Consider the following 17,281-nt stretch of genomic DNA (forward strand, 5'->3'; position numbering starts at 1 on the left):
TTCCTGAGATTATCTCCCCCACTAAAGGCTTTGGAATGCTCCCCAAAGCCTTTTTTCGTAGAGGTTACTGAGAGCCGTAGGTGACAGAGTATCGATGTGGTTTGTGGTTCATGGCGAGTACCAGATTGAGCGCAAACGCCCCTAAGGCTGACAAAGCGATAACCCAAGGTGAGACGAAGAACATCGACGCCAATACAATACACACATCAATCGCCATCTGGCTCTTGCCGACAGAAATGCCAAATTTATCCTGGATAAACAAACACAAAACATTAAAGCCGCCCAGGCTAGAGCGATGACGAAACAAGATTAGCATGCCTAACCCCATCAGTAGCCCACCCGCGACAGCACAATAGATTTCATTGACTGACTCTAATGAAATCAGTAAATAAAGATGATCGGCAAAAATTGAAACTAAAGCACCAGAAATAACACTATTGATGGCAAAGTGACGTCCAAAGCGTTTCCAAGCTAACAGATAAAAAGGGCAGTTAGTTAAAAAGTACAGCACACCAAAGGTAAAAGGTGTAAATTGGCTAATAAGCAAAGCCAACCCGGTGGTTCCTCCAGTAAGGAGTTGCGCGGATTGGAGAAAGAAAACGCCTTGAGCAACCAAAAAGGTACCTGTAAGAATTGCTATCCAGTCTTCTTTTAACGAGTGTTTTTCCATCAATTTGCAGTCATAGGTGAGAAATAAGGCTGGCATCATAGTAAAAAGATGATCTTTTCGGTAGCTAGAGGCTAAAATTTACGGTAAACCTATGTAATTGCTGTTTTACAGGGTGTAAAGCACAAAATTGACAGTAATGACTGTTGTTTAAATGATTGCAACATCGACATGATATTTATTACTTGTCATCATGAAGAAACTGCATGAGAAAAATTTAAATTTTCTCTTTATGACCCAGATCAAATTATGTAGAATGCGCGCCATTAGGGTGACGGAAACGTTTGCGCTCGGTCATTAAACAGTTTTTTTGCCAATTTCAGTACTAATCTGAGTCAGGAGATACAGATGCTTAAGCGTGATATGAACATCGCAGATTACGATGCGGAACTGTTCGCAGCTATCCAGGAAGAAACTCTTCGCCAGGAAGAACACATTGAACTTATCGCTTCTGAAAACTACACAAGCCCACGTGTAATGGAAGCTCAAGGTTCTCAGCTAACGAACAAATACGCTGAAGGCTACCCAGGCAAGCGTTACTACGGCGGTTGTGAGTACGTAGATAAAGCGGAACAATTAGCAATCGATCGTGCATGTGAACTATTCGGTTGTGAATACGCAAACGTACAGCCTCACTCTGGTTCTCAAGCAAACAGCGCAGTATACATGGCGCTTCTGAACCCAGGCGATACAGTATTAGGCATGAGCCTAGCACACGGTGGTCACCTGACTCACGGTTCACCAGTAAACTTCTCTGGTAAGCACTACAACGTTATCCCTTACGGTATCGACGAAGCTGGTCAAATCAACTACGACGAGATGGAAGCGCTTGCGATTGAGCACAAGCCTAAGATGATCATCGGTGGTTTCTCAGCTTACTCTCAAATCGTTGATTGGAAACGCATGCGTGAAATCGCAGACAAAGTTGATGCTTACCTATTCGTAGATATGGCTCACGTTGCTGGTCTTATCGCAGCAGGCGTTTACCCAACACCAGTACCATACGCACACGTTGTAACAACAACGACGCACAAAACACTAGCAGGTCCACGTGGTGGTCTTATCCTGTCTAACGCTGGCGAAGACATGTACAAAAAGCTGAACTCAGCTGTTTTCCCTGGTGGTCAAGGTGGCCCTCTAATGCACGTTATCGCTGGTAAAGCAGTAGCGTTCAAAGAAGCTATGGAACCTGAATTTAAAGCATACCAAGCTCGCGTAGTTGAAAACGCGAAAGCAATGGTTGCTCAGTTCCAAGAGCGCGGTTACAAAATCGTTTCTAATGGTACAGAAAACCACCTGTTCCTAGTTGATCTAATCGACAAGAACATTACTGGTAAAGAAGCTGACGCAGCACTAGGCGCAGCGAACATCACAGTAAACAAAAACTCAGTACCAAATGACCCACGTAGCCCATTCGTAACGTCTGGTATCCGTGTAGGTACGCCAGCAATCACTCGCCGTGGCTTCACAGTAGAAGACGCAAAAGAGCTAGCGAACTGGATGTGTGACGTTCTTGATAGCATCGACAACGAAGAAGTTATCGAAGCGACAAAACAGAAAGTGCTTGATATTTGTAAGCGTCTACCAGTTTACGCATAATTGTTCTTCATAGAGTGAGCCGATTTCGGTGTCGAACATACTCATTTGCTCGCGCAAACTCCGTGTGTTCTCCTAGAACTCGACTCATCTACTTTGAACATTGATATATTAAAGGTCCTCAATTTGAGGGCCTTTTTGTTTGTCTGGCGTTTGGAATGACTTTTTAGCATCATTTGCTAGATACAAAAAATGCCAGACACAAAAAAAGGTTGGCGAAGTGCCAACCTTTTTAACTCTCAGAATCAATGGATTACTTGATTTCGATACCTTGAGCCTGCATATCGGCATGGTATGAAGAGCGAACAAATGGACCACACGCTGCGTGTGTAAAACCAAGTTCCAGTGCGATCTCTTTAAGCTCATCAAACTCTGATGGTGGAACGTAACGTTCTACTGGCAGGTGGTGACGGCTTGGCGCTAGGTACTGACCAAGCGTTAGCATCGTTACGCCGTGTTCGCGAAGATCTTTCAGTACTTCGACGATCTCTTCTTTAGTCTCGCCAAGACCCATCATCAGACCTGACTTAGTCGGTACATCTGGGTGCTGTTCTTTGAATTTCTTCAACAGTTGTAGAGACCACTTGTAGTTTGCACCAGGACGAGCTTTGCGGTAAAGACGTGGCGCAGTTTCCAAGTTGTGGTTGAAAACATCTGGCGGGTTATCTTTCATCAGATCAAGAGCTACGTCCATACGACCACGGAAGTCAGGAACCAAAGTTTCAATCTTGATGTTAGGGTTCAACGCACGGATCTCGCGGTTACAGTCAGCGAAGTGTTGTGCACCACCGTCACGCAGATCATCACGGTCTACAGAAGTGATTACAACATACTTCAGCTTCATATCAGCGATGGTTTTCGCCAGCTTTTGTGGCTCTTCCGCTTCTGGTGGTAATGGACGGCCATGAGCAACATCACAGAAAGGACAGCGACGAGTACAGATTGCGCCCAGAATCATAAAGGTCGCAGTACCGTGGTTAAAACATTCAGCCAGGTTCGGGCAAGATGCTTCTTCACATACAGAGTGAAGCTTGTTCTTACGCATTGCTGCTTTGATGTCTTGGATTCGCTGGCTATCGGCTGGTAGCTTGATCTTCATCCAATCAGGCTTACGCAGCACTTGTTTCTGCTCTGTAGGCATGTTTTTTACTGGAATCAATGCCATTTTGTCGGCGTCACGATATTTAACGCCTTTTTCCATCTGGATTGGTTTGCTCATGCTTTATTACCTTGAGAAGGTGCTTCTGTGCTGAATTCCACTTGCTCGTAATCGAGCAAAGTAACGAGTTCTTCTATTAGTTGCTTTTCTACAGCTTCCACATCGTCCGGTCCACCAAATTGGCTTACCTGAACCATTTCCATGCCTTGATACCCGCAAGGGTTAATACGCAGGAATGGTGTTAAATCCATATTGACGTTTAAGGCGAGGCCATGAAAGGAACAGCCTTTACGAATACGTAAGCCGAGAGAGCATATTTTTTTACTATCGACGTAGACACCAGGAGCGTCTGGTCTTGCTGCAGAGTCGATATTGTATGCTTTTAGCGTGTTGATCACGAGGTTCTCTATGTTGGTAACGAGATCTCGTACTCCTAATTTTTTGCGACGCAGGTTAATCAGGAAGTATGCGACTAACTGGCCCGGACCATGGTAAGTCACTTGACCGCCGCGGTCGCTTTGCACGACAGGAATATCACCAGTGTTGATCAGATGCTCGGCTTTACCTGCCTGACCTTGAGTAAATACTGGGTTATGTTCTACCAACCAAACTTCATCAGGTGTTTCTTCTGTACGTTGGTCTGTGAACTCATGCATTGCCTTCCATACGGGCTCATAGTCCTGGCGGCCAAGTCGTTTTACAACAAGTTGGTGTTGCATGTCATTTCCTGTCGCGATTATATAAAGTGTTTGGATTATAAACTGGATAATCCTTCTACTCTACCATTGAGTAACAGTTTTTTAACTCAAAGGTAAGTGTTTTTCTACTATCTTGTTGATATGTAAAAATAAAGCAGCCGAAGCTGCTTTCAAAAAAAATTTAATTTATCAAATTTTTATAGAACCATACGAACGATGTCGATTTCGCCCAGTTCTTTATATAGGACTTCAACCTGCTCGATTGAGGTCGCTGTGATATTGATAGACACCGAGTGGTAGTTGCCCTTCGCACTAGGTTTTACTGTTGGGCTGTAGTCACCAGGTGCATGGCGCTGAATCACTTCAAGAACAAGTTCTGGAAGCTCAGGCTTTGCATGACCCATTACCTTGTAAGTAAAAGAACAAGGGAACTCAAGCAGGTCTTTTAATTTAGCATCAGAGTTGATGGTTAGCATATCGGTAACTCCAGTTGGTATTCGTTGCGGTGCGAAATAGTACAGTCAATTTAAGGTGAACTCAAGGCAAGGATTATTGACTTAAAAAGCCGCCATAATCGGCGGCTTAATGAATCGGTTTGTTAATCTTTAGCTGTCTTTAGAAGAAGCTCTTAACTAACAATACGATGTAATCCCACATACGGCTGAATAGGCTGCCTTGTTCTACGGTTTCCAGTGCCATTAGCGGGTATTCGGCAATATCTTCACCATCGATTTGATAGTATAGCTTACCAACTACATCACCTTTATTAATTGGGGCTTCTAGCTCTTTTTCAAGTACGAAGCTTGCTTTTAGATTCTTCGCTTCACCACGTGGAAGGGTTACGTAAGTATCTTTATCCAGGCCAAGTGCAACCGTGTCTTTGTTACCCATCCATACTTTTTCTTCTACGAACGTTTCGCCCGCTTTGTGTGGCGCAACAGTTTCGAAGAAGCGGAAGCCGTAACTTAGCAGCTTTTTACTCTCTGATTTACGAGCGTTAGCATCTTTAGTGCCCATCACTACCGCAACCAGACGCATTTGGCCTTCAGTTGCAGAGCTTACCAAGCTGTAACCAGCGTTACTTGTGTGGCCTGTCTTGATACCGTCAACGTTCATGCTCTTATCCCAAAGCAAGCCGTTACGGTTGTATTGGGTAATGCCGTTGTAGGTGAACTTCTTCTCAGCGTAAACGCGGTACTCGTTTGGTACATCACGGATAAGCGCTTTACCTAGCAGTGCCATGTCGTATGGCGTTGAGTAAAGTTCTGGGTTATCTAAACCGTGCACGTTGGCAAAATGAGAGTTACTCATACCCAGCGTGTTTGCCCATGCGTTCATTAGATCAACGAAAGCATCTTCCGAACCAGCGATGTGCTCTGCCATTGCCACACATGCATCGTTACCTGATTGGATGATAATGCCACGGTTCAGGTCTTTTACTTTTACAGTGGTGCCAACTTCGACGAACATCTTTGAAGAGTCCGGGAAGTTTTTCGCCCATGCGTTTTTACTGATGGTTACATCATCATCTTCTGAAATATTACCACGCGCTAGCTCTTGGCCAATAACGTAGCTGGTCATCATTTTGGTCAGACTAGCAGGAGACAACTTTGTGTTCATCTCTTTCTCTGCCAGTACTTTACCTGAATGGTAATCCATCAGTACGTAGCCTTTCGCTGCGATTTGAGGAGAGTCTGGTACCACGATCGGTGCGGCAAGAGCTGATTGAGCAAAGGTTGCTGAAAGAACAACGGATGAGACGAGAATAGATTTCACAAACTTATTTTTATTCATGGTAATTCAAATTTTTGGGTTTAACTGCGGACATCTTATCAGAATCCCCAGCGATAATCAGAGGGGATTCAATGAGAAATCCATGAACCTACGTCATTTTACAGTGTTGTGTTTTTTAATAAATGCAGACGAATAGCCGAGCAATTTTACTTTATCCAGTGTGGCTTGCGTCAGGGAATAGTCACTAAACGGGCCTAATAACAAGCGATACGACTCTTTCGCATTTTCAAGGAAAGTATCCGTATCCAGCTTTTGACCGAGTTCTGAGCCTAAAGTTCGGGCGCGATTTTCATTTTTTGAAGATGCGACCTGAATTACGTATTTAGGATGCTCGTCCAAAGACTTTTTGTCAGTCGGTTTATCTACGCTGATGACTTCAATTTTGACATTCGCGGTGCCAGTTTTAAGTACATCTAACTTATGTGCCGCCGCGTAGCTTAAATCAATAATTCGGCCATCATGGAATGGACCTCGGTCATTCACGCGTACTACCGTTGTTTTGCCGTTATCGGTGTTGGTCACTTTGACGTAGCTCGGCAGAGGCAGTGTTTTGTGTGCCGCTGTCATTGAGTACATGTCGTAGATCTCACCGTTGGACGTCAGATGACCCTGAAACTTCTTACCATACCAGGACGCTCGTCCTTGTTCGGTAAAGCCTTTCGCGTCGCGAACTATTTGGTAGTTCTTACCGAGGAGATGGTAGTCTCTGTTGCCGCCTAAGCTGTATGGTTCGTACTTAGGGTAGGCGTCTTCAATATGATCCACTGAAAGTGGTGTGTCTGGCGCGACATCAGACTCAAGTTCGTAGCGGCCATCTTGCTGAGTTTTCTGGCTGGTTGATGAACATCCAGCCAAAATAACTGCAGAAAAAACTAAGGAATATAAAGCGCGTTTTTGCATGTCTAGGTCGCCTTAGAGAATGCTTTTCTGTGCGTATGAATTGACATTAAAATACCAAAGCCAGCCATCAAGGTCACCATTGAAGTGCCACCGTAACTGATGAGAGGTAACGGTACGCCTACGACGGGCAGGATGCCACTTACCATGCCGATATTTACGAAAATATACACAAAAAAGCTAAGTACAATACTGCCTGCCATCATTCGTCCAAATGCAGTTTGCGCTTGGCTGGCAAGGTACAGACCTCGACCAATAATGAAGAGATAGATGGCTAATAAGCAAAGAAAACCAATCATACCCCATTCTTCAGCAATTACTGCAAAGATAAAGTCAGTGTGTCGCTCTGGCAAAAATTCCAGCTGAGATTGTGTCCCGTGTAACCAGCCCTTACCTGAAATACCACCAGAACCAATTGCAATTTTACTCTGGATGATATGATAGCCCGCACCTAAGGGGTCAGATTCTGGGTTAAACAAGGTTCGTACACGCGTTTTCTGATACTCACGCATCAGGAAGAACCACAGAATTGGAATAAAGCCACCTAGAGCAACAGCCGCTGCAGCAATGATTCTCCAACTGATCCCCGCAAGGAAGATAACGAAAATACCGGATGCCGCGATCAGGATCGAGGTGCCTAAATCAGGCTGTTTCGCAATCAATATGGTCGGCACACACACCATGACTAAGGCAACCATCAAGGTTTTGAAGGTTGGCGGAAGTGGCTGACGACCAATATAACGGGCCACCATTAGCGGCACGGCTAGCTTGAGTAATTCAGATGGCTGGAATCGGACGAAACCAAGGTTTAGCCAACGTTGGGCACCTTTGGACGCTTCACCAAAAAACAGCACGCCAAAAAGCAGGATGACTCCTGACGCAAACATCAAGGGCGCGAGACTCTCGTAGGTGCGTGGAGAAAGTTGTGCAAGCACTACCATCACCACAAGAGAGAGCATCATACGCATGGCCTGACGATCCATCATCGCTAGGCTTTGGCCGCTCGCGCTGTACATGATCACCAAGCCAAATGCCATCAACGCTAAAATACCGAGTAAGAGTGGCAAGTCGATATGGAAGCGTTCAAACAGGGCTCGGTTTTTACCTGTAGAGGGATCCATTTTCATTATTGCGTTGCCTCTTGCTTAACGTTGTTTTCATCTTCTTCAGGCTCGATTTTTTCCGGGCCAAGTACGACACGGTCAAAGATTTTTCTTGCTACAGGCGCACCATTACTTGAGCCGCCACCCGCGTTTTCAAGAACCACAGTCACGACCACTTTTGGATCATCAAACGGTGCAAAGCCAGTAAATAAGGCGTGGTCACGCAAATGTTCGGCGACTTCATCTGCCTTGTACTCTTCATCTTCTGCCAGTCCGAATACCTGTGCGGTACCGGATTTACCTGCGGTTTCGTAGCTCATGTCGTAAAACGAACGACGAGCTGTGCCTCGAACCCCATGGTTTACACGGCGCATGCCTTCTTTCGCCATATCCCAGTACTTTTTCGGTACGTCTTTAATCGGCGGATAACTCAGGTATTCCTCTGAGTGCTGCTCGTCGAAATCGCCACCATTGTTGATGGAAGCTTTAAGCAAGTGTGGGGCGGTAACGGCCCCGTCGTTGACCAGCACTGAGGTCGCTTTAGCGATTTGCATCGGCGTTGCAGTCCAGTAACCCTGACCAATACCTACCGGGATCGTATCGCCTTTATACCAAGGTGTTCTGTGGCGAGACATTTTCCACTCACGTGTCGGCATGTTGGCTTTACTTTCTTCGTAAATATCAATTCCGGTGTAATCACCAAAGCCAAACATCATCATCCAGCTGGAAATGCGATCGATGCCCATGTCGTAAGCCACTTGGTAGAAGAAGGTATCCACTGACTCTTCAATTGATTTGATGATATCAACACGGCCATGCCCCCAACGCAGCCAGTCACGGAAAGGGCGAGTGTCGGAATTTGGAATACGCCAGTAGCCTGGATCATTACGGGTTGTTTGTGGGGTCACAACACCTTCTTGCAGCGCGGCAACGGCCATAAATGGTTTGATGGTTGACGCTGGTGGATAAATACCTAATGTCGTTCGGTTTACCAGAGGTCGGTTTTTATCGTTAAGTAGCGCACGATAAGCCTTACCAGAAATACCATGAACGAAGGCATTAGGATCGTAGCTCGGGCTAGATACCATCGCTAGCACACCGTTATCTCTTGGGTCGATAACCACGGCACTGCCGCGACGACCATCAAGCAACTGGTGCACATAAAGCTGCAGATTAATGTCCAGGTTCAATACAATATCTTTGCCAGGAACGGGTGGGACATATTTCAGTGTGCGGATCACCCGACCACGACTGTTCACCTCTACCTCTTGATAGCCAGCAGTACCATGGAGTATATCTTCGTAATATTTCTCAATGCCGAGCTTGCCGATGTCACGGGTCGCTTGATAGTTCGAGGCTTTTTCTTCACGAATCAGGCGTTGTATGTCTCGATCGTTGATGCGAGAAACATAGCCAATCACGTGGGTAAGCACTTCACTAAATGGGTAGTAACGTTTTAGGGTCGCACTGATTTCTACGCCGGGAAAGCGATATTGGTTGACTGAAAATACGGCAACCTGCTTTTCATCCAGCTGAGTGAGAAGAGGAACAGATTTAAAGCGACGGGTACGCTTTCGCTCACGATGAAAGCGTTCAATTTGCTCTGGTGTGATTTCCAGAATAGTTTGCAGCTCTTTGATGGTCTCATCAATGTCTTTCACTTTTTCTGGAGTCAGCTCCAGGTTAAAGACAGGGCGGTTTTCCGCCAGTAACACACCGTTGCGATCGTAAATAAGCCCGCGGTTGGGCGCAATTGGTACGATTTTAATACGGTTGTCGTTAGAGCGAGTTTGGTAATCTTGGAACTGGTTCACCTGAATGTTGTACATGTTGGCGACCAGGGCTCCCATCAAAATGACGATACCGATAAATGCAACGATAGCGCGGCTGGCAAACAGGCGCGCTTCGGCTTGATAATCTCGAATTTGACTGCGGCGTCTATGAATCATTAACGCTTGGCTCTAAAGTTAAACAGCGATTATTCGCGATGGTAAGGGTGGTTAGCGGTAATGCTCCACGCTCGGTATAAGCTTTCAGCCATAACAATACGTACCAGAGGGTGTGGTAACGTTAAGGCTGATAATGACCAGCTTTGGTCTGCGGCTGCTTTACATGCTGGAGCCAGACCTTCAGGGCCGCCGATTAAAATCGATACGTCACGCCCATCGAGTTTCCAGGCTTCTAGTTGTTCAGCCAGTTGTGGGGTGTCCCACTTTTTGCCAGGGATATCAAGAGTGACGATACGGCTCCCTTTTGGCACTGCGGCCAGCATTGCTTCGCCTTCTTTTTGCAGAATGCGCGCTATGTCGGCGTTCTTGCCACGTTTTCCGGCAGGAATCTCCACGAGTTCAAGTGGCATATCGTGCGGGAAACGACGGCGATACTCTTGAAAGCCTTCCTCGACCCACTTTGGCATTTTTGTACCAACAGCAATGAGTTGAATTTTCAAAAGATTAACCCCAGAGTTTTTCTAGTTGGTACAGCTCGCGGTGTTCTTCTTGCATCACGTGCAGCATGGCATCGCCCATATCCAGAACCACCCATTCACCTTCGTTCTCACCTTCCATGCCTAAAGGTTCAAGACCTGCTTTTTTTACTTCAGTCGCAACGTGATCAGCGATGGATGAAACGTGGCGTTTAGATGTGCCCGTGCAGATGATCATGTAATCTGTCACGCTTGATTTGCCTTCCACATTCAGGATGATGATATCTTCCGCTTTCATATCGTCGGCTTTATCAGCTAGAAAGTCTTTCAGTTCTTCGCGAAGCACTCGGTTTTCCTCGGTTTGTCTCTTATCTCTAAATAGTTTTGCGCTAATCTGGCAAAACGGGTCGCGCACTATATCACGCTTTGGTTTTTAAATTGCCAGCTTAATATCAGGAGAGCAGGTTTCCAGGCTCAATTGATGCATAGTTGGCCAGACGGATTCGTCATATTGGGTTTTCGCTTTTATCTCTGCCTGAGTAAGAAGAGACACAAGCTTAAAGATTTTTCTGGCTGAAAGACGAGTCAAGGCTGCGTTATACAAAGGGCGTTTATTTTGCCACACACGGTATTTTTCAAACACTTGGTTTATGTTCATCTTGGCCAAATCCTGATGCATGCTCAGCAGTTGGTTGAACTCTTTTTGCACGCTACGAATAAGAATCACCGCCTCCACGCCTTCAGCTTCAAGCTGACGTAAGATACGTTGGGCACGGTTAGCTTTTCCGGCCAGCAAAGCATCAATCCAGTTGAACGTTGTAAAATGGTTGTGCCGACTTAACGCTTCCTCTAAACGCACGGTGGTGAGTTCGCCATCAGGGTAAAGTAGAGCGAGTTTCTCTAAGCTTTGCGACAGTGCAAACAGGTTGCCCTCATGCCACTGAGCGAGCATTTGCAGCGATTGCTGGTCTGGTTTTAATCCAAGTTTGCGACAACGAGCCTGAATGAACATTGGCAGGCGCTGGAGGTCTGGTGTCAGGCAACTTACCCAGTCACCTTTCGCGCTAAGCGATTTAAACCATTTACTGTTTTCCTGCGCCTTAGTCAGCTTACTGCCGATGATGACCAGCATGATGTCGTTATGCATCATGTCTGACAGTGCCTGCAGTTCTTTGCTTATTGCGGTGTTGATGCCACTTTCTGGTATTTCGAGCTCAATGAGTTGGCGACTGGAGAATAGACTAAGCGCCTGAAAGCAGTCATAAACCTGGTTCCAATCTAAGCTCGCATCAACCGCAAAGCGATGCTTTTCTTCAAAACCGTGTTGGAATGCGGTTTTTTGGATTGCTTGACGGCTTTCTTGAATTAATAGTGGTTCATTACCAAAGATCAGGTAAATCGGCTTGATGTGCTTGGCTAAATGATCCGCCAGCTTGTCAGCATATACTCGCATGTTACTTAAGAGTTCGTGTTCGCAGTTGGCTGATTAATTTCTCCAGACTCGTATTCAGCACGTACTCGTCCTAACTGACGCATCATTTGCTTGGCAGCTTGCAAGTGCATTTCATCTTTAATCACGTCGCGTTCAACCGACTTAGCCAAGGCTGTCAGTGGGTTATCCAGATAGTTGCGATTGACTGTAGTGGTGTAGTTCTTCGTGCCATAACCCGGGATCGTGACACGGTATTGTACAACGTAAGTCAGTTCTTTCTCTGCCGCACGGCTGTTTTGGTAAAGCGATAGCGTGCGCTCTTCAAGGCTTGTCTCAATCAGATGTAAGTTTGGTACGCTTGACGATGGTTGAACTAATTCTACTTTATTCAGCGTGAGCTGAGATTTCACGTAGCGGGTTAGCTGGTTGTATTCATCGTAACTGGTGAATGACATGGTGTGCAGCTCTTCCGGTACAGAGTATTCGCCGCGAAGGTGAAAACCACAGGCAGAGAGAAGTCCGGCTAATACCAATACCACAGGTAGTTTAATCAAAGAGAAAAAGCGCATTGATTGTATTCATCCTAAATTGCATAAGGGGGATATTTACCTTAAACCACTCAGTGGGAATGGTTTGAGGTAAATAAACAGGGTAGAGGACTACCCTGTTTAATGACTCTTGGTTAGCGAATAAGTTCGCTAAGCTGAGAGAAATTGCAGACTATGATTAGTTTGCAACGATGTTCAGAAGTTTACCCGGAACGTAAATGACTTTACGGATGGTTTTGTCTTCGGTGAACTTAGTTACGTTCTCATCGTTCAGACCAAGCTCTTCAACTTGCTCTTTAGTTGCGTCTGCTGCAACAGTCAGCTTCGCACGTAGCTTACCGTTAACTTGAACAACGATCGTTTTTTCGTCTTCAACCAGTGCTTTCTCATCGAAAGTTGGCCAAGCCGCGTTGTCGATGTCAGTCTCACCCAGTGCAGCCCATAGCTCGTATGAAATGTGCGGAGTGATAGGGTAAAGCATTGCAACTACTGCTTTCAGTGCTTCATCAAGGATAGCACGGTCTTGTGCTGATTCTTGAGGCGCTTTCGCTAGCTTGTTCATCAGTTCCATGATTGCTGCGATAGCCGTGTTGAATGTCTGGCGACGAGCCACATCATCGGTTACTTTCGCAATGGTCTTGTGAACGTCACGACGTAGTGCTTTTTGATCACCAGAAAGTGCATCTGCGTTAACCGCTTCTGCTGCACCTTTTGCTGTGTGCTCTTTCACTAGTTTCCAAACACGTTTCAGGAAGCGGTTTGCACCTTCTACGCCAGACTCTTGCCACTCAAGCGTCATGTCTGCTGGAGAAGCGAACATCATGAACAGACGTACTGTGTCAGCACCGTACTTGTCTACCATCTCTTGAGGGTCGATACCGTTGTTCTTCGACTTAGACATTTTGATCATGCCTGAGTGCTCAACGTTGCGACCTTCGTTATCGGTAGCTGAGGTGATACGGCCTTTACCGTCACGCTCAACTTTCACGTCTGTTGGTGCAACCCACTCTTTGCCGCCTTTTTCGTTCTCGAAGTAGAACGCGTCTGCCAGCACCATGCCTTGACATAGTAGCTGCTTGAACGGCTCATCAGACGTTACGTAGCCCGCATCACGCAGAAGCTTGTGGAAGAAGCGTGAGTACAATAGGTGCATACAAGCGTGCTCGATACCACCGATGTACTGGTCTACTGGTAGCCAGTAGTTTGCTTTTTCTGGATCCAGGATGTCGTCTGCTTGTGGTGAACAGTAACGCGCGTAGTACCAAGAAGATTCCATGAACGTATCGAACGTGTCAGTCTCACGTAGAGCTGGTTCGCCGTTGAATGTAGTCTTCGCCCATTCTTTGTCTGCTTTGATTGGGCTCGTTACGCCGTCCATCACCACGTCTTCTGGAAGAATCACTGGTAGTTGGTCAGCTGGTACTGGGTGAACTTCACCGTCTTCAGTCGTTACCATTGGGATTGGTGCACCCCAGTAGCGTTGACGAGATACACCCCAGTCACGTAGACGGAAGTTAACAGTCTTAGTGCCTTTACCTTCTGCTTCTAGTTTCGCTGCGATTGCATCGAATGCCGCTTGGAATTCAAGACCGTCGAACTCACCAGAATCGAACAGAACGCCTTTCTCTGTGTATGCTGCTTCAGAAACATCTAGCTCGCTACCGTCAACTGGTTTGATGACAGGAACGATGTCTAGGCCGTATTTGGTTGCAAATTCGTAGTCACGTTGGTCGTGAGCAGGTACAGCCATAACCGCGCCTGTGCCGTAGTCCATCAGTACGAAGTTTGCTACATATACTGGTACTTCACGGCCGTTCAATGGATGAATCGCAGTAAGGCCAGTCGCCATACCTTTCTTCTCCATTGTCGCTAGCTCAGCTTCAGCAACTTTGTTGTTCTTACATTCGTCGATAAATGCTGCAAGCTCTGGGTTGTTCTCTGCTGCTAATGCTGCAAGAGGATGGCCTGCTGCGATACCCACGTAAGTCACACCCATAAGTGTGTCAGGACGAGTTGTGTAAACTTCTAGATCTTGAGCTTGGTCTTTCACTTGGAACTTAAGCTCAACGCCTTCAGAGCGGCCAATCCAGTTACGCTGCATGGTTTTCACCATTTCAGGCCAGCCGTCAAGGTTGTCTAGATCATCCAGTAGCTCTTGTGCGTATTCAGTGATCTTAATGAACCACTGAGGGATCTCTTTTTGCTCTACAGGCGTGTCACAACGCCAGCAGCAGCCATCTTCAACCTGTTCATTCGCTAGAACGGTTTGGTCGTTTGGACACCAGTTCACTGATGAGGTCTTCTTGTAAACCAGGCCTTTTTCGTAAAGCTTAGTGAAGAACTCTTGTTCCCAACGGTAGTATTCTGGCGTACAGGTCGCGAATTCGCGGTTCCAGTCGTAACCAAAGCCTAGAAGCTTAAGCTGGTTCTTCATGTACTCAATGTTTTCGTAAGTCCATGGCGCTGGTGCGGTCTTGTTTTTTACTGCTGCGTTTTCTGCAGGCAGACCGAATGCATCCCAACCGATAGGTTGCATCACGTTTTTGCCTTGTAGGCGTTGGAAACGAGATACTACGTCACCGATGGTGTAGTTACGCACGTGACCCATGTGCAGTCGACCACTTGGGTAAGGGAACATAGATAGACAGTAGAATTTTTCTTTATTTGGGTCTTCACTTACAACAAAGGTCTTGTTGTCATCCCAGTGCTTTTGAACTTTCTGTTCAATGTCTTGTGGGTTGTATTGCTCTTGCATCGATGATATCCGGTTATCTTGGAATTTGTGAGTTCGGTTAGAACAGACTTAAATAGATCGTCATAGAATACCTAAAGCTAGGGATCACAACAATAGCCAATCTGTACCCTTGCGTACTCAAGTCACGCAGGTAGGAGAAAGATGGAGGTCAGTTATGCCTAAACGTAAAACAGGTTATGAGGAAATGCTCGAGGATGTGATCGAAACCTTGAAGCACAGTCCTGAAGAAGTTAACAAAGCGATAGAGACGTCAGGCAAAGTGGTGGAAGCCGCGAATGACCTGACCAAAGATGAGTTGGCTTTGATTAAAGCGTACGTCAAATCTGACTTAAAAGAGTTTTCAGAAAATTACGAAGACAGTAAAAGTGGTCCTTTTTACCTAACGATTGCAGATTCAATCTGGCAAGGATTGTTAGAAATTACTGACCGAACCAAGGTTGAATGGGTTGAGTTATTTGATGACCTCGAGCATCAAGGCCTGTATGAAGCTGGTGATGTGATTGGTTTGGGTACTTTAGTGTGTGATGAGTGTGGTCATAAAACCACGTATAACCATCCAACCGTTATTATTCCGTGTATCAAATGTGGTCATACTGGCTTTAGTCGCCGGTCTTTAAAACCTTAACAAGTATGAAAAAAGAGGCCGTTTGGCCTCTTTTTAGTTGATTAGTTTTTCTTTCTTGGTATCCACCAAGCGAGCATCAAACTTAATGCTACCCAAATATACAATGGCCAGGTGCCAACGAGTCGATAGGGCGTTTTCCCATCGGTTGGAGTCAGTTCTGCACGCAGCACTGCCGTTTTAAACTGCGGTACCTGCTCGATAATCTTACCTTTGTGGTCGGTGACGGCAGTTAATCCGTTATTCGTTGAGCGGATCAGAGGCTTGCCTAGCTCCAGTGCACGCATACGGGCGATTTCCATATGCTGAAGTGGACCAATCGAATGCCCAAACCACGCATCGTTAGAAAGCGTGAGGATGAAATCTGTTTCGTCGTTGACGTTTTGACGAACCTGCTCGTTAAAAATGATTTCATAACACAGCGCAGGTGCCATATGCATGCCATTAGCGACGATGTTTGGCTGCACAAAATCCCCACGACTGAATGAAGACATCGGCAAATTAAAGAAAGGCGCAAGTGGGCGTAAGATGTCCTCAAACGGCACAAACTCACCAAATGGCAGCAAATGATGCTTATGGTAACGTTCTGTTAAGTCAAAGCTGTAATCGCCATATGGCGTCGCTCCGAGAGAAAGAATGCTATTGTAGAACTGTCGGTCTTCGTCCTGATTCACCACACCAGTGATAATGGCGCTGTTATTCATTTTCGCAGCACTGTCTAAGTTCTGTAGAAATGAAGGCACTTCAATCTCAAACGCCGGAATCGCGGCTTCTGGCCAGACAATGATGTCCGCATCCCAGTTTTCACGAGTCAAATCGGTGTACTTCATAATGGTTGGCCAGCGCTGTGTTGGCAGCCATTTCAGTTTTTGGTCGACATTGCCTTGGATCAGCGCGACTTTGGTGACGTCCTGAGAACGAGGCGTCACCCAATCATACTGACGGATACCAAAACCTGTGCTCAAAAGTACAGCCGGTATTACCACCACTAGCCACTGTTTATTTAACCAAGCGTATGCCAATGCGCCAGCAGATATGATAATAAACAGAGTGAGAAGCTCTACACCGCCAATTGGAGCAAAGCTCGCCAGCGGGGCGTCAATCTGGCTGTATCCGAGCCATAGCCATGGGAAACCTGTCATTACCCAGCCACGTAGCCAATCGGTAATCAGCCAGAGAGCAGGCGCAGCGAGCAGTGCGGTAGTTAAGGTGAATTGAGGAAAGAACTTGTTTTTCAGCCAGGCAAACAGACCCGAGTAGATCGCCAGATAGGCAACTAACAGACCCATTAAGAATAGATTGGCAATCAGCGGCATACCGCCAAAGCCAGCAATACTGACGTATACCCAGCTGACGCCGGTAGCAAATTGACCAAGGCCCCATGAATAACCAATCCAAAGTGCGCGTTTAGGCGTTTGGTTGGCAAGAAGGATAAGCAGTATCGCAGGGCTAAGAATAGCGATAGGCCATAGTTGGTAAGGAGCAAAAGCCAGTGTTGTGGAAGCGCCAACAAAAGCGGCCACTAAAGGCCGCTTGAGGCGATGAAAGAGTACATTCATCATTATATTTTTCTGATATTCCCGGT

16 protein-coding genes are annotated in these 17,281 nt (G+C 46.2%); 2 read left to right on the top strand and 14 right to left on the bottom strand.

Going from position 1 to position 17,281, the window contains the following annotated elements; all coding sequences use genetic code 11:
- Window positions 1–64: 64 nt before the first annotated feature.
- Complete coding sequence (locus tag DBX26_RS03415; RefSeq protein WP_014231040.1) at window positions 65–670, bottom strand: YitT family protein; 606 nt, start codon at window positions 668–670, stop codon at window positions 65–67.
- A gap of 345 nt (window positions 671–1,015) precedes the next feature.
- On the opposite strand from DBX26_RS03415, the gene glyA reads away from it, so the two are divergent.
- Complete coding sequence (gene glyA / locus DBX26_RS03420; protein WP_014231041.1) at window positions 1,016–2,266, top strand: serine hydroxymethyltransferase; 1,251 nt, start codon at window positions 1,016–1,018, stop codon at window positions 2,264–2,266.
- A gap of 250 nt (window positions 2,267–2,516) precedes the next feature.
- On the opposite strand, the gene lipA is transcribed toward glyA, so the two are convergent.
- From lipA to leuS, 12 genes are all read right to left on the bottom strand, one after another.
- Window positions 2,517–3,482 carry a lipoyl synthase gene (gene lipA / locus DBX26_RS03425; protein ID WP_014231042.1) on the bottom strand — a complete coding sequence of 322 codons (966 nt, stop codon included), beginning with the start codon at window positions 3,480–3,482 and terminating at the stop codon, window positions 2,517–2,519.
- On the bottom strand, window positions 3,479–4,141 hold the full coding sequence (gene lipB, locus DBX26_RS03430; RefSeq protein ID WP_014231043.1) for a lipoyl(octanoyl) transferase LipB: 663 nt from the start codon (window positions 4,139–4,141) through the stop codon (window positions 3,479–3,481). Before lipB ends, lipA begins: the two co-directional genes overlap by 4 nt.
- A 176-nt stretch (window positions 4,142–4,317) precedes the next feature.
- Window positions 4,318–4,596 (bottom strand): DUF493 family protein YbeD, encoded by a 279-nt coding sequence (ybeD, locus tag DBX26_RS03435; protein ID WP_014231044.1) that lies wholly within the window; start codon window positions 4,594–4,596, stop codon window positions 4,318–4,320.
- A 139-nt stretch (window positions 4,597–4,735) separates the two neighbouring features.
- Complete coding sequence (locus DBX26_RS03440; RefSeq protein WP_014231045.1) at window positions 4,736–5,914, bottom strand: serine hydrolase; 1,179 nt, start codon at window positions 5,912–5,914, stop codon at window positions 4,736–4,738.
- 93 nt (window positions 5,915–6,007) lie between these two features.
- Complete coding sequence (locus tag DBX26_RS03445) at window positions 6,008–6,814, bottom strand: septal ring lytic transglycosylase RlpA family protein (RefSeq protein WP_014231046.1); 807 nt, start codon at window positions 6,812–6,814, stop codon at window positions 6,008–6,010.
- 2 nt (window positions 6,815–6,816) lie between these two features.
- A complete protein-coding gene (gene rodA, locus DBX26_RS03450) occupies window positions 6,817–7,938 on the bottom strand; it encodes a rod shape-determining protein RodA (protein ID WP_118117867.1) in 1,122 nt (373 codons plus the stop codon).
- On the bottom strand, window positions 7,938–9,863 hold the full coding sequence (gene mrdA / locus DBX26_RS03455; protein ID WP_014231048.1) for a penicillin-binding protein 2: 1,926 nt from the start codon (window positions 9,861–9,863) through the stop codon (window positions 7,938–7,940). The genes rodA and mrdA overlap by 1 nt, the downstream gene beginning before the upstream one ends.
- Before the next feature lie 29 nt (window positions 9,864–9,892).
- Window positions 9,893–10,363 carry a 23S rRNA (pseudouridine(1915)-N(3))-methyltransferase RlmH gene (rlmH, locus tag DBX26_RS03460; protein ID WP_010446437.1) on the bottom strand — a complete coding sequence of 157 codons (471 nt, stop codon included), beginning with the start codon at window positions 10,361–10,363 and terminating at the stop codon, window positions 9,893–9,895.
- Window positions 10,364–10,367: 4 nt separating this feature from the next.
- Complete coding sequence (gene rsfS, locus DBX26_RS03465) at window positions 10,368–10,685, bottom strand: ribosome silencing factor (RefSeq protein WP_020333722.1); 318 nt, start codon at window positions 10,683–10,685, stop codon at window positions 10,368–10,370.
- Window positions 10,686–10,772: 87 nt separating this feature from the next.
- A complete protein-coding gene (gene holA, locus DBX26_RS03470; protein WP_118117869.1) occupies window positions 10,773–11,792 on the bottom strand; it encodes a DNA polymerase III subunit delta in 1,020 nt (339 codons plus the stop codon).
- 5 nt (window positions 11,793–11,797) lie between these two features.
- Window positions 11,798–12,340, bottom strand: coding sequence for an LPS assembly lipoprotein LptE (gene lptE / locus DBX26_RS03475; protein ID WP_014231051.1), 543 nt, complete (start codon window positions 12,338–12,340; stop codon window positions 11,798–11,800).
- Window positions 12,341–12,497: 157 nt separating this feature from the next.
- On the bottom strand, window positions 12,498–15,074 hold the full coding sequence (gene leuS, locus DBX26_RS03480) for a leucine--tRNA ligase (RefSeq protein ID WP_118117871.1): 2,577 nt from the start codon (window positions 15,072–15,074) through the stop codon (window positions 12,498–12,500).
- A gap of 154 nt (window positions 15,075–15,228) precedes the next feature.
- Between leuS and DBX26_RS03485 the strand changes: the two genes are divergently transcribed.
- The gene (locus DBX26_RS03485) at window positions 15,229–15,699 is read left to right on the top strand and encodes a zinc ribbon-containing protein (RefSeq protein WP_118117874.1); all 471 of its coding nucleotides are present in this window, start codon (window positions 15,229–15,231) and stop codon (window positions 15,697–15,699) included.
- A gap of 41 nt (window positions 15,700–15,740) precedes the next feature.
- On the opposite strand, the gene lnt is transcribed toward DBX26_RS03485, so the two are convergent.
- Window positions 15,741–17,258, bottom strand: a complete 1,518-nt coding sequence (gene lnt, locus DBX26_RS03490; RefSeq protein ID WP_118117876.1) for an apolipoprotein N-acyltransferase — start codon at window positions 17,256–17,258, stop codon at window positions 15,741–15,743.
- Between the last annotated feature and the right edge of the window lie 23 nt (window positions 17,259–17,281).

The organism is Vibrio sp. dhg, assembly GCF_003443775.1.
Taxonomy (GTDB): domain Bacteria; phylum Pseudomonadota; class Gammaproteobacteria; order Enterobacterales; family Vibrionaceae; genus Vibrio; species Vibrio natriegens.